We start from the raw sequence: 13,929 nt of genomic DNA on the forward strand, positions 1-13,929 counted from the left end.
AGTCTGGATTAAATTCGTTTGACATATGCGCTGAGATACAACTTTATTTAAACTCAATTACGGCCAGCCTGCGTGGCGTAGCCCGCGCATTCACACTGGAGCTCAACACCTTGAACACGTACCCGCCATTTAAGCTTGGTGTCCGACTTTTTAGTATCAGCTTCAAATTTATGGGTTAGATTACGAGAACAGGCTGACTGCTCCTCTGCAGACGCTTGGGATTTTGAAATAGACAATGGATACCCCAATTCGACACACGCGCCCATTACGAATTTTTGCTCATCATGCATCACATTGTAAATGCCATTCGATATACTGGACTTTGGCACACTCTGTACTTCGCTCCCAGTGCTTTGCGAGCTCTGATTGCCCTCACATCCAGCCAGTATAAAAGTAGCTACGATTAGGGTAGACCCAGTTAATACATTCAGTCTGTCCTTGATTAGCATATTAAATTCTCTCATTTTAGAACTGCGTGACTTAGATATTATTGTAGAACCCTCGCACTGTTGTGCCGTTAAATTTCTTCATCTGCTGTGATATTTCCTTTAAAAGGGACTTATTAACATGCAAATCATTGGTTTCACTCCTTCTTAACCTTGCTGTATACTAGTCCCCAATCCCTCGTCAAGAATGCAAAAGAAGATCAATTTCCGAGAACAGCATGACCAATAACGCTTCAAATACCGCCCTTATACAAGAACTCAAGTCTATCGTTGGTAACAGCTTTGTACTAACTGATAACACTAAAAAGCAGCCATACACCAAAGGATTTCGTTTTGGTTCAGGCGAAGCATTAGCAGTGGTGAGACCCGCTACATTATTGGAAATTTGGCAAGCACTCAAAGCCTGTGTTGCCGCTGACGTCATTGTTATCATGCAGGCTGCTAATACTGGTCTAACAGGCGGCTCTACGCCAGATGGCAAAGATTATGATCGCCCTATTGTCATCATCAGCACTATGCGCATTGATAGTATCCAGCTTATCGACAATGCCAAACAAATCGTTGGCCTAGCAGGTAGCACGTTATTTGGTCTAGAAGACACATTAGCACCACATGGTCGTGAACCGCATTCTGTGATCGGCTCATCATGCATTGGCGCATCCATTGTTGGCGGGATTTGTAACAACTCAGGTGGCGCATTAGTGCAAAGAGGACCAGCATACACAGAGCTGTCCTTATTCGCACAAATAGATGACCAAGGAAACTTATCACTGGTTAATAATCTCGGTATAAACCTTGGGAATACGCCCGAAGAAATCCTGACTAATTTGCAAGAACAAAATTACACAGATGCCGATGTGCAATTCCCAGAGCTGCGCGCATCCGATGATGAATACCATGAGCGTGTAAGAGATGTGGATGCCGATACGCCCTCGAGATTCAATAATGATGGGCGTCGTCTTTATGAATCTTCAGGCTGCGCTGGTAAGCTTGCTGTTTTTGCAGTGAGATTAGATACTTACCCTGTTCCTGATAAGCATCAAGTATTTTATGTGGGCACAAATGACCCTGGCGTTTTAGCGCAAATACGCCGTGACATTTTATCTAAGTTTGACAACTTACCGGTATCAGGGGAATACCTGCATAGAGATTGTTATGATGCCTCTAAGAAGTACGGTAAAGATACCTTTTTGGTAATCGACAAACTCGGCTCTAAATACATTCCAAAAATGTTTGGGATCAAACGCACAGTGGATCGCATTGCTGATAACTTTAAGTTTTTACCCAATAAGTTTTCAGATCGCATCATGCAATATTTAAGTTGCCTTTGGCCAAATCACTTGCCAAAGCGCATGGATGAATACCGCGACCGTTATGAGCATCACTGGATTGTCGAAATGAGTAACGCAGGTGTTGCTGAAGCCAAAGCTTACTTTGATGAGTTTTTCAAAACCAATGAGGGGAGTTACTTTGAGTGTACCGAAGATGAAGGTGAAAAAGCCATTTTGCACCGCTTTGTCGCCGGTGGCGCGATTGGCCGAATGCAAACCATGAACAGCAAAGAAATGGGCGCAATTATGACCATTGACGTTGCCTTCCCTCGTAACGAACAAGATTGGTTCGAGCAATTACCTCCTGAAATTGATGAGCAAATTGCTGTAAAGCTCTATTATGGCCACCTTTTCTGCCATGTTATGCATCAAAACTACATTATGAAACCAGGTGTGGACGCAAAGGCTGTCAAAAATAAAATCTTGGAAACATTCGATAAACGGGGTGCTGAATATCCAGCGGAGCATAACGTGGGACACGAATATTTCGCCAAAGACGCATTAAAGTCTTTTTATAAAAAGCTCGACCCAACTAACTCATTTAACCCGGGGATCGGCAAAACCAGTAAGTGCAAACACTGGCATGAACCTGCTGATAAATAATCTTTTTCGCTGCAATACTTAGCAAGTATTGCAGCGCTTCACGCCATTTGTTCGCCACTGAGTTAAATGCCCCTTTATTCGCGATGAATAAAAATATTTATATAATCTATTTGCAATATTTTTGATACACTATATCGCTATTAGAAATATTCAAGTTATTAGAATTATGAATCATACTTTCAAAGTCAGTGCACTTGCACTATGTGCGCTACTTACCAGTGCCTGTAACGCAACGAATCCAAACGAAAAGCAAGATACAGGGCTACGTGTTGTTACTTGGAATATTGAACACCTAGCTGCTGATAACAGCAAAGGATGTAAGCCAAGAACTGAGCAAGAGATCAGCGCTTTACAACAATATGCAAAATCACTAGATGCTGATGTCATCGCCTTTCAAGAAGTGGGCTCAATCCAAGCCCTAGAGACTGTTTTTGACAAGTCACAGTGGCAGCTCATTTTATCTGACAGAAAAGACAGCCCAAGCTACACATGCCGTGGTAATGGGTTGACATCAACACAGCAAAAAGTCGCTTTTGCGGTGAAAAAGCCTCTAAATGTTGAGAAAGTAGTTCATCATAAACAGTTTTCTGACATACAAATGGGTCTAAGAAGTGGCTTAGAAGTCCAAATTGGCTACCAAGGTAAAACAATTGACCTGTTGAATGTGCACTTGAAAAGTGGCTGCTTCGTAGATGACTATCGTCGTTCAGACAAAAAGTCATGTAAATTATTGGCCAAGCAAGTGCCATTACTGGATAACTGGGTTGAAACAAAAAGTGCTGAACAAGCGAACTTCATCGTACTTGGAGACTTTAACCACAGGTTGACCGCACCATATAATCGCGTGAGTCGTGACCTTTACTACCCTAATGGTCTTGCAGACAAAGCACCAAACGATTTGTCTAAAGCAACTTTCTTCAATGCCAACCAAATGCTAACAGGGTGTCACCCTTACTACCCTGCACCAATCGACCACATTTTGGTATCAAACACATTGAAGCAAAAATATGTGCAAGGCAGTGTAAAATTCCACTACTTTGACAATATGAAGCCAAAAGAAATGCTCAGTGACCACTGTGCATTGAGCATCGATTTAAATTAAGTTCAGTTTAAACATTGGCGGACAATCCACTACTGTCCGCCTATATTTTACTTTTCTAACTGTTCAATCACATCCAATACTGACTTGAACAAACGTTTATTTGCCAGCCCAAGGTGTTGATTCACAACCGCGCCATAAGCACCAAGGCGCACCACAACCAATTGTTTTGATGGAATGATCACAACATACTGACCGCGATGTCCACGCAGTGACACCGTATCTTTTGGTAACTTAGGCAACCAAAAACTCATATCGTTAAGCCACAATTGACCACCATAATGTTTATCAACGCCATTGCTCATCATCACCTCTTTTAGCCAAGCTTCAGAGACAACTTGTTCCCCCTGCCAACGGCCATTATTGATAAACAATTGACCTATTTTGAGCCAGTCATGCACACTCAGAAACACTCTCGCACCACCTCTGAGGTTACCTGCTTCATCAAATTCTGCGATTGCATTATTAATACCTAAAGGTGCGAAAAAATGTTTTTGATATAAATTATTGAGTGACTGAATATCACCGCCTGATGCATCCATCAATGCGCTGCTTAATAACTGAGTTGTGCCTGTGGCATATTCAAATTTACTCCCCGGCTCGTAGTCTTTAGGCAATTGCGTAACATAATTGACCGAGTCCCCAGTGTGATACCACATAGGCGCTAAGTCTTCATATCCATGAATATCCGGTGTTTCAGCCCATTTGACGCCAGAGCTCATATTCATGAGGTTTTTCACTGTCATAACATGTTCACCAAAACGCAGTGGCTGCTCCAAGGTTAGTTTTCCTTGGTCGACCAATAGCCCTGTCATTAACCCCGTTAAGGTCTTAGCCATAGACCAGCTTAGCATCCGTGACCCGCCATTATGAAACTCATCATACTGCTGTGCAACCAGATGACCTTTGTGCATGACGGCGACCGCAAAGGTGTTATCACTCCACGTATAGCCTTTATGGTTAGTTGCGAAAAAAGAGTCTAATGAAATATCAGGACGAAGCGCTTTATCAATTGGTGTACTTGGTGATGGTGCTGGAAAATCAAGATCCGCTGTCTGTGCGTGCAATTGTGCAGGTGATAAGTCATGAAGCAAAGTGCAACCGAGCCCTTCACGAAAGACGGATGTGCGAGTCAATGTCGTCCCATCTATTTGAGTCGACAGAGATACTTGTTTAGCCGTACTGTCTACGTCCAGTTGCAACTCGCCCTGCACCGCCCCAAGTGCTTCAGGGATAACGCGCTGCTTAATAAATTCAATTGGCTCCTCAGAGATAAAATGTCTAGAGCACAACTGGTTAGCACTGTAACCGAGCAACACATTGATGTCTGAATTGCAGCCGCTTAACAAGACAACCGATGCAATACTCCCCAGTAAAAAGTTTGTTTTTTTCATATTTATGCCTTTTATTATTCTTCGATGTTATGACGAATAACTGAACAATAAATACAAAATACATTTTGGTTAACTTATAGCACTGCGCTTTGAGAGATTTAATTGCTCACGCTGAGATACACAATAAACCAACAACCCTAAGCCTAATACAACATTGGCAAGAGCTAGCCCCCAAACAATCCCAACAAAACCAGCTGTATACGAACCCAAAAATGCAAACGGGATAGACAAGCCAAATAACCTAACAATGCTGACATTAAGTGCGGCCACACTCCGCCCTGTGGCATTACAACAACTGACATATAGCATGGCTACGGCCAGTGCAATATAAGACAAAGGCAAAACAGTCAAAGCTAGCTCAATTGAACTACTGACAAATGTTTGTTTACAAAACCCCACACCCAATAAATCTGCTGCACTAAAAAGTACAACAGAGACAACAACCTGCCACGCAATACAGACAAGAATAGATAACTTAATGCCACGCCTAACTCGTAACGACTTTTTCGCCTCCCAATTTTGACCAACAAAAATAGGTAAAGAAGTCGTGAGTACCATAGGCAATAGCAATGCCAGAGGCTCTAGGCGCATCACGACACCATATGCTGCAACCGCATCACTGCCTTGTGAAGCGACAATTGCCATCAATACCGATTGTGCAATAGGTGTCAATAATTGCATCGACGCGATTGGAACTAACAGGCGCGTTAAACAACGAAATCCTTGACGGCTTTGTACCGATAACAAACTAATTTTGATTGAAATATTTTCTCTGACGATCAAAAGATACAAAGCCCAGATGCAACCAATAAATGCTGCAAACAAGTGCGCTATTCCCAGCTTTTCTAGGCCAGTTAACGCCATATTAGATGTAGCCCAAGGAGAGAAGAGCGCTGCACTTACAGCAATTTGAGTTGATGAAAATACAATCAACAACTGTGCTGCAGCGCGCATATTACCGAACGCCCGTAAAACCCCAAAAATGACCATAACAAGGAAAAAGAACACCACAGCACCCAAACGATACTGCATATAGCTTTTAAGGGATGCCCACACATCATCTCGTTGAGCAAAATCTGAAAAGCCGAGTATGTTCAATATTGGTAACAAGTTTAACCAAATACACAACGCCAATATAGCACCGACAAGGACGGTAAATATCAAGCTCACCGCAGCAAGTTCTTCAACTTGGTGTGCTTGTGTTAAACGAGTCGCGACAACAATACCAAGCCCAATTGCAAAAGCAAACAAAGTCGCTTGAATAGGAAGTGTATAACTCATTGCTGTTAGCTCTTCCACACCTAACCGAGATGCGAAATATAGCTCAATGAGATCTGCGCTAAACAGCGCCAAAATAGCAAAGAGCATAGGCATCGTTAGCTGCTTTAGTACTGCACTGGTTGATCCTGTTAATATCCAACGCTTTTTGACTGCCCTTGCACGTTGCTTAGTACAAGACTGATTAGGTACTTTATTAAAACCCTGTGATTGAACACTTGTCATAACCTGTGATCAACTCCTTGCTTCTTTTTCTTTATTACGAAAGTCTCTAACGCTCTTAATGCAACCACTTTATAGAGCAGTATGCTCACTAATTATCAAGACATAAAATTCCCATCATAGTTCCCAACAAGGTTCAAAACTCGACCAAGTAGCAAAGAATCAAGATAAAGTCCCACCTCCAGCAACTAGCAAATTAAACTAGCTACTTTCCTGAAAACTCAAAAAGCATCATACTAACTATGTGAGCAAAGCATTAAGTAGTAAATTATGACCAAAAACCCTGTAGCCCCCTCAGAACAGCCCACTTCGCCTTGTATTCGAAACTGCTGCCTTGATAGCCAAGATATCTGTATTGGATGTTTAAGAAGCATTGATGAAATTGTTGGTTGGAGCACCAAAAGCATTGGAGAAAAGCAAGAGATTTTGGCTAGATGCGAAGTAAGAAAAAAACAGAGGCTCAACACAAGAAACATTTGAGGCAGAGTGTTTCTCTCATAATTTGATATCGGGTAGCTTGCATACACCTTCTCAGTTGATGTTTTAATGTGTAGATATTATGCACTTAATAAAATTCAATCAGGTAGTATAAAGCAAAAATTAATAACAAAATATACTATAAAGTATATTAAATAACATAAAACTATTAAGAGTAAACTTACTTCAAGTTTACTCTTCAAAACGCACCTTGATGTAAACCTAGTAACCAAAACGTAAATACCCTGCTTGTCAAATTGGTTATTTATCAACATCCGACAAGCCGGTATAATAATAAGAGCGAAAAGAATAAGTATGACAAATAATGTTATATGATATTCAAAGAAAGACTGCGCTTCTATTGACTTCATTCTCGCACACATATTACCTACTTTACATTTACACCAAAAATCAAAAAATTACAGCAAAAGGGGAACCAAATTTAATCAATCTGATTTTTCTGTTTTGTCATCTTCTTTTGGTTTATCTGGTCTCTCATCTGGCAACCAGCCTGCTCCTCGGCCTCCAAAAACGTGCTTTAATAAACTTTTTGGTATAACGCTCTGACCTGGCATCTACTACTCCAATCGATATAAAAAATAAAAGAACTATAAAATAATTTATAGATATAAAACAAAATATCAAACTGCCATTTTATTTACAATAAATGAATATAAAAACCTTTTATTTTTATATAAAAATGAAGTAAAGCATTAGAAATTAATCAATTAACTTGTCTAATTTAATAAAAAAGTCGTTGAACGTAGCAGACATATCTTCAGAGTGTTCTTGAATTTGTTGCAGGTCGTCTTTAGCACTGTCTAACGTTTCTCTTAAAGTCTGCTCTTGGGCATCACTTACACCAAACGACATCATTGAGTCTTCTACATCAAAAATAAGCCGCTCAACTAACTCTTGACATGCATTGTGGTAATTTTTAAACACTTGCTCTATGTCTTCTAAGTCCCTGCTTGCAACCTGACTTAACTCTCTCAGCCCTTTGTTTTTGGCTTGGATTGCTTTGATGTTAGTTTCTAGGCTTTTTAGTCTTGCATCAGCGCCTCTAACAACTAAAGCTAAAATATCATTAAACCGCCCGTATTTTTCCTCATCATCAATAGGCATATTTTTGATTAACAACGAACAGTAAGCACTGTTAAAAAAGCTTCGCTTTTCAATATTGATAACAGTCTTGCTGTCCCTGCCTTTTCGAAGTAATTCACTCTCTAGTGGGTTAATCGCACCGCAATTGCTAAAATCGCGAAACTCACCTAATAACCCAAGCTGAACAGACGCGTGTAAGTGTAGGTTTTGACAAGTTGCCAATATCGCATTCGATAAATCCGAAAGAGTGTTACATTGATAAGAACTCTCTATAAACTCTAAACACAAACCTAGTTCACTGCAGCTAGTAATAGCCGTCATGGTTACTTCTTCAGCAGCTTCACAATTAACTTTTAAGGTATCTATCTCACAACTATATTTGACTAAACGGTCGATACGAAAGCTCAATTCTTCTACATCGAAGGGCTTGGTAATGTAATCATCGCCACCAGCTTTAAACCCTTCTAACTTATCTTCAATGTCATCTTTGGAAGACACGAACAAGACTGGTGTTTGCGCATTTTGTGGTGCCAGCCTTATGGCCTTACACACTTCATAGCCATTCATACCAGGCATTACCACATCCAACAAAATCGCATCATATTTTCGCTCACCAAATAAGGCTAATGCCTCTTCTCCGTTATAAGCCGAAAAATACTCATGGGATTCACCTAACATTGTTTTTGCAATGTCATGATTTACTTCATCATCATCGATTAACAAAATTGAGTACGACATACGTCCCCCAAAAACTAATCTCGATACTGCTGAGAAATGTCAAAAAACAAACTTTCTTTTGCCAAGAATTCATCTAATAATTCCGGATCAAAATGACTCGCTCGCCCTTCTCGCATAATTGCAATGGCCTTATCATGCTCCATCGCGTCTTTATAAACACGACGACTTATCAAAGCATCATAAACATCAGCTATGGCCATCATACGCGCACTAAGTGGGATCTCTTCCCCTTTAAGTCCTTTCGGATAGCCTGAACCATCCCATTTCTCATGATGATAATGAGAAATCTCTTTTGCTGTTTGTAAAAAGCTATCCGTTTGCCCTAACGCCGACTCGGCTGTTTCAATAGCATTACGGCCATATACAGTATGGCTTTTCATTATTTCAAACTCATCAGCGGTCAACTTTCCGGGCTTTAGCAAAACGTTATCGGGGATCCCCACCTTGCCGATATCATGCAGTGGTGCTGACTTGTAAAAGTTATTGATTACTTCTGGTGTTAAGATCTCTTTATACTTTTCTTTTTCGCATAAAATCGTTGCAAGTAGCTTCACATAGAGTTGTGTTCTGCGAATATGGTTGCCCGTTTCTTGATCGCGCGTTTCAGCAAGACTCGCCATGGCTTGTATTGTCACGTCCTGTAAACGTGACATTTGCTCAGTGCGCTTTTGAACCTCTTCTTCCAAATAATCATTTTTGTTCTTTAAAATATCTTTGGATTCTTTATTTAATAAATGGGTATTGAGTCGAGCTAATAAGATAGGGGGGCTGATGGGTTTGTTAATATAATCACACGCACCGAGCAAAAAGCCTTTCTCTTCATCTTCTACACTGGTTTTTGCAGTCAGGAAAATAACCGGGATTTCTTGATGCACTTCATGAGATTTTAGGTACTTAATGACCTCATACCCATTCATCTCTGGCATCACTACGTCGAGCAGAATAATATCAACATGGTTTTTCTCAACCACTGAAATCGCAGCTTCACCGCTTTTTACTGCCAAAACACGATACTTGTCTTTAATAATTTCAGTCATGAAAGCGAGGTTTTCCTTCACATCGTCCACTACTAACACCGTTTTGAGCTGATCCATAGTTTCTTCTATATGTTTTGTTGCACAATTGTTCACCACACAAAAAATATAGGTCTATTATTACTGAAACGCCAAGCACGGACTGGATTAGATGAAAAGTTTACGAGTCAGCTTCTTTATCACCTTCTCAATAATGCTGTTGGTCAGTATTGGGATCGGGTTGATGTCTCATTATGTGCGCATCGAGGTTAATGCGCTATCTGACAAGCAAACACAGTTGTTTAAGCTTACTGAGTTATCCCATGAACTAAAGCTCAGCTCAGACAATCTCACAAACTTTGCCAGAGCTTACGCCGTCACCGGCAACGAAAAATGGCAAAAGCTATTTAGTTACACGCTGTTAGTGCGCGATGGAAAAGTCCATGCAGAAAACGCAAATACCTATGATTATTGGGATAGCCTAGCTGCGCCTCATTCAAGCATACCTGAGTTTGAGAGAGTAAATGATGGCCACAATATCATTGAGCGCTTTCAGCAACTTGGTGCACAAGATTTTGAATTACTGCAAATGCAAAATGCGCTTTCAACCTCTAATTCGCTGGTCAGTTTAGAGCGCCGTGCATTTAATGCAATTGAAGGCATACACAAAGACACTTATGGCAACTGGGTTAAAGACTCAGATCCTGATTTAATCAGCGCTCAAAAAATTCTATTTAGCGACAACTATTTAGTGGAAAAATCTAAGATTATGTCGGCCATAGGAGAGGCGCATCGAGCCATAACATCCAGATTAAATGCTGAATTAGCCAGTCATCAAAATAGTCTAAATACCGCATATATGCTGAGGAATGTGTTTAACCTTATTTTACTTATCAATATCGCTTTGTCTTTTTACCTACTTTGGAAATTATATATTAACCCCGTTGCGTCAATCCAAAAGCAAGTCGTCAGTAATGTTGAGCAGGGCAATTACAATTTCACATTGGATGAAACCGTCAAAGGTGACCTTTCCGATTTATCTAAATCAATGAATAAATTACTCAACGACTTGTCGGAGCAACTCGAATTCAACACCATCATGAAAGACTTTGGCCTAGCCCTTCGCGGAAAGAAAAATCCGAACGAGCTAGGAGAAGAATTACTACAGTTTTTAGAACAGCGTTTATCTGTACCCTTACTCGGTTTATATGTTTTTGAAGAGCAAAAAGTCCTTACGCGTGTCGCAGGGACTGGCTACAGCAGTAACTGCGCGAGAACTTACAGTAATTATGACTCCATTCATTTTCATGTTTTAAGTACGCAAAAGCCCTATTCCATGAAGTTTGAACAGGAGCAATATGCGATTGAGCTCAATGGCGAAAAACTCTCTATTAGCGAACTCTACTACTTTCCATTGGTCGTCAGTAACGACAGTATTGGTTTACTTGAACTGGGTAGTCTCGTAGAACTCACCGATCAAGATTACAAGTGGATAAAATCGGTAATAAATGATTTAGCGGTCAGTTTGCAGTTAACACAAAATATTGATTTACAATCAAAAGCTGAAAAGCGCATCGTCGAACAACTTGAACTGAATAAAAAAATTCTCGACGCCATACCCAGTCCCATGTATTACAAAAATAGCTCAGGTAATTATTTAGGCGTAAACAGTGTGTTTCACCAATACTTCGGTACTTTTGATGCTGATGTACTAGATGCCACGGCTGAAGATATTTTTAATTATGAAATTGCACAAGTGTTCGAGCAATCTCACCAAGACCTTATTGATGGAAAATCTAATCAACACTATGAAATAAAAATTGAAAACTCCGAGGGTGAACCTCGTAATTTTATAGTGTATGAAGCCGTATTTACCAATGCCGAAAACCAACTCGCAGGCGTTGTTGGTCTGCTGCTTGATGTGACTGAACGTAAGCAAATGGAGCTAGAACTCAGATTGGCAAAAGATAAAGCCGACGAAATGAGTACAGCTAAGGGCGAGTTTTTAGCGAACATGAGCCATGAAATTCGCACTCCCATGAATGCCATTATCGGTATGAGTCACTTAGCTTTAAGGACAGAACTCACAAGCCAACAATCAGGCTATATCAACAAAATTGATCAAGCTGCTAAGAGCTTGCTTGGGATTATTAACGATATTCTAGATTTTTCAAAAATCGAGTCAGGCAAACTTGAAGTAGAAAACATTGATTTCTCGCTTCAAGAAGTCATGGATAATGTGGTCAATATCAATGTCATTCGAATGCAAGAAAAAGGCTTGGAAATGTTACTAGATATTGCCCCTGACGTCCCTATTAGTCTAGTCGGGGACCCGCTTAGACTCGGCCAAATCCTAATTAACTTATGCGGCAATGCAATTAAATTTACTGAGCGAGGAGAAATCACCATCTCGGTCAACGCTGTCGCCCAAGAAAATGAGCAAACAACGTTAAAATTTACCGTCAAAGATACTGGGATCGGCATGTCTCAAGAGCAACAAAACAAGTTGTTTAAGGCGTTTTCACAAGCCGATGGCTCGATCACACGAAAATATGGCGGAACTGGTCTAGGTTTGAGTATCTCTAAAAAGTTAGTTGAACTCATGGGCGGAGAAATAGGCGTAAATAGCGAAAAAGGTCAAGGCTCAGAGTTCTTTTTCACTGTGCGCTGTGGTCTGCAATCCGCAAAATTGACCAATGTAATTTGCCCTGACAGCCAACTCGCTGGCAAGCATGTATTAGTCGTTGACGATAACGAAAGCGCCCGTGCTATTTTGACAAACTTACTTAAAGCAATGAAGTTCCAAGTGACCTGTGCCGCAAGTGGTTCCGGTGCCATCGAACTGGTGCAAGGCAGCGACTTTGACATCATTTTTATGGACTGGAAAATGCCGAATATGAGCGGCATAGATGCTATTTTGCATATTCGCTCCCTAGAGCTACCAAAAGAACCAAAATACGTGCTTGTCACAGCCTATGGCACAGATATTGGCATGAACTCTGAAATCCATGATTTAATCGATGCCATTATATTAAAGCCCGTCAATGCATCTGTGCTACTTGACGCGATTATGGAGTCATTCAACCTCTCAGAACAGTCAAATAGTTTGAGTAACTCAGAGCAAGTAAATCAAATTACACCAACTTTTGAGCAACAAAAAGTGCTGCTAGTTGAAGATAACAGCACAAATCAAGAAATTGCGAACGAAATGCTGAGCTCTTTAAACCTCAATGTGACGATTGCGGATAACGGCCAAATTGCTGTAGAAATGGTACAAAAACATGCTTTTGACATCGTCTTAATGGATATTCAAATGCCTGTCATGGATGGCTATACAGCAACTAAAAATATACGTGAACTAAGTCAGTATAAAGCACTTCCTATTGTCGCTATGACGGCAAATGTAATGAAGGAAGATTTACAAAAATGCGAAGCCGCTGGCATGAATGGGCATATAGGTAAACCCATCAACTTCAATCAAATGGCCCAAACCCTCCACAGCCACTTATATAAAACACAAGGTTCAACTGACCACCAGCCACCTGTGATCAACCATCCCCCCAGCGAAATAAAAGACACTAACGCTACGAAAGAGACTGAACTTGAGGGTGTAGACATTCAGCGTGCGATAAAGCGCTTAGGCGGTAATGAAAAAGCGTTTTGGAGTATCATCAAAAAGTTTGCCAGAAATCAGATTGAAGAAACTATCAACCTAAATCAAGCGCTTGTCATCGGCGATTTAGAACATGCTGAGCGTATCGCACATTCGTTGAAAGGCGCCAGCGCAAACTTATGTATCGATAACCTATCAAAACAAGCATCTGATATTGAACACGCCATTGCAAACCAGCAAAAAGTTGAACCGCAAGCCGTTGAAATACTGACAGATTACCTCAGAGGTTTACACAAACAATTAGGTGAATTACAAAGTGAAGAAGCTCCACCGCCACCATCATCAAACGTGGTAAGCCTAACTGTGACACGAGATGATTTCCTTGAGCTAGAGGAACTTTTGCTCAGTTGTGACACACAGTCAGTCGAAAAAGCTTATGAGCTCAAAGAGCATCATAAAATCAACGAAGCAACATGCTCGCAGCTAATTGAGCTTATTGAAGACTTTGAATTCGACCAAGCTAGAGAAGTGATAGCAAAACTGTTAGAGCAATCAGCATAACAATCGTAATGTATCTAGTTTTATAAAACAGTGTATCTTCTCACACTGTT

10 protein-coding genes are annotated in these 13,929 nt (G+C 40.6%); 4 read left to right on the forward strand and 6 right to left on the reverse strand.

Annotation, left to right across the window (positions count from 1 at the left end):
- Positions 1 to 53: 53 nt before the first annotated feature.
- Positions 54 to 464, reverse strand: a complete 411-nt coding sequence (locus tag QNM16_RS06715; protein WP_284019770.1) for a hypothetical protein — start codon at positions 462 to 464, stop codon at positions 54 to 56.
- 200 nt (positions 465 to 664) lie between these two features.
- Between QNM16_RS06715 and dld the strand changes: the two genes are divergently transcribed.
- Positions 665 to 2,380, forward strand: coding sequence for a D-lactate dehydrogenase (gene dld, locus QNM16_RS06720; protein ID WP_284019771.1), 1,716 nt, complete (start codon positions 665 to 667; stop codon positions 2,378 to 2,380).
- 166 nt (positions 2,381 to 2,546) lie between these two features.
- Complete coding sequence (locus tag QNM16_RS06725; protein WP_284019772.1) at positions 2,547 to 3,482, forward strand: endonuclease/exonuclease/phosphatase family protein; 936 nt, start codon at positions 2,547 to 2,549, stop codon at positions 3,480 to 3,482.
- Between the two features lie 47 nt (positions 3,483 to 3,529).
- Here the strand turns inward: QNM16_RS06725 and QNM16_RS06730 are convergent, their stop codons facing one another.
- Both QNM16_RS06730 and QNM16_RS06735 read right to left on the reverse strand, forming a co-directional pair.
- On the reverse strand, positions 3,530 to 4,873 hold the full coding sequence (locus tag QNM16_RS06730) for a serine hydrolase domain-containing protein (RefSeq protein WP_284019773.1): 1,344 nt from the start codon (positions 4,871 to 4,873) through the stop codon (positions 3,530 to 3,532).
- A 69-nt stretch (positions 4,874 to 4,942) separates the two neighbouring features.
- Entirely contained in the window at positions 4,943 to 6,376 is a 1,434-nt protein-coding gene (locus QNM16_RS06735) for an MATE family efflux transporter (protein ID WP_284019774.1), read from the reverse strand.
- A gap of 267 nt (positions 6,377 to 6,643) precedes the next feature.
- On the opposite strand from QNM16_RS06735, the gene QNM16_RS06740 reads away from it, so the two are divergent.
- The gene (locus QNM16_RS06740; protein ID WP_284019775.1) at positions 6,644 to 6,853 is read left to right on the forward strand and encodes a DUF1289 domain-containing protein; all 210 of its coding nucleotides are present in this window, start codon (positions 6,644 to 6,646) and stop codon (positions 6,851 to 6,853) included.
- Between the two features lie 443 nt (positions 6,854 to 7,296).
- Here the strand turns inward: QNM16_RS06740 and QNM16_RS06745 are convergent, their stop codons facing one another.
- From QNM16_RS06745 to QNM16_RS06755, 3 genes are all read right to left on the reverse strand, one after another.
- A complete protein-coding gene (locus tag QNM16_RS06745; RefSeq protein ID WP_284019776.1) occupies positions 7,297 to 7,425 on the reverse strand; it encodes a hypothetical protein in 129 nt (42 codons plus the stop codon).
- Between the two features lie 145 nt (positions 7,426 to 7,570).
- Positions 7,571 to 8,692, reverse strand: coding sequence for a response regulator (locus tag QNM16_RS06750; RefSeq protein WP_284019777.1), 1,122 nt, complete (start codon positions 8,690 to 8,692; stop codon positions 7,571 to 7,573).
- A gap of 14 nt (positions 8,693 to 8,706) precedes the next feature.
- Complete coding sequence (locus tag QNM16_RS06755; RefSeq protein WP_284019778.1) at positions 8,707 to 9,786, reverse strand: HD-GYP domain-containing protein; 1,080 nt, start codon at positions 9,784 to 9,786, stop codon at positions 8,707 to 8,709.
- 91 nt (positions 9,787 to 9,877) lie between these two features.
- Here QNM16_RS06755 and QNM16_RS06760 point away from each other — a divergent pair, with 91 nt between their 5' ends.
- Positions 9,878 to 13,879 carry a PAS domain-containing hybrid sensor histidine kinase/response regulator gene (locus QNM16_RS06760; protein WP_284019779.1) on the forward strand — a complete coding sequence of 1,334 codons (4,002 nt, stop codon included), beginning with the start codon at positions 9,878 to 9,880 and terminating at the stop codon, positions 13,877 to 13,879.
- Positions 13,880 to 13,929 lie beyond the last annotated feature (50 nt).

The organism is Pseudoalteromonas umbrosa (assembly GCF_030125375.1).
Classification (GTDB): domain Bacteria; phylum Pseudomonadota; class Gammaproteobacteria; order Enterobacterales; family Alteromonadaceae; genus Pseudoalteromonas; species Pseudoalteromonas umbrosa.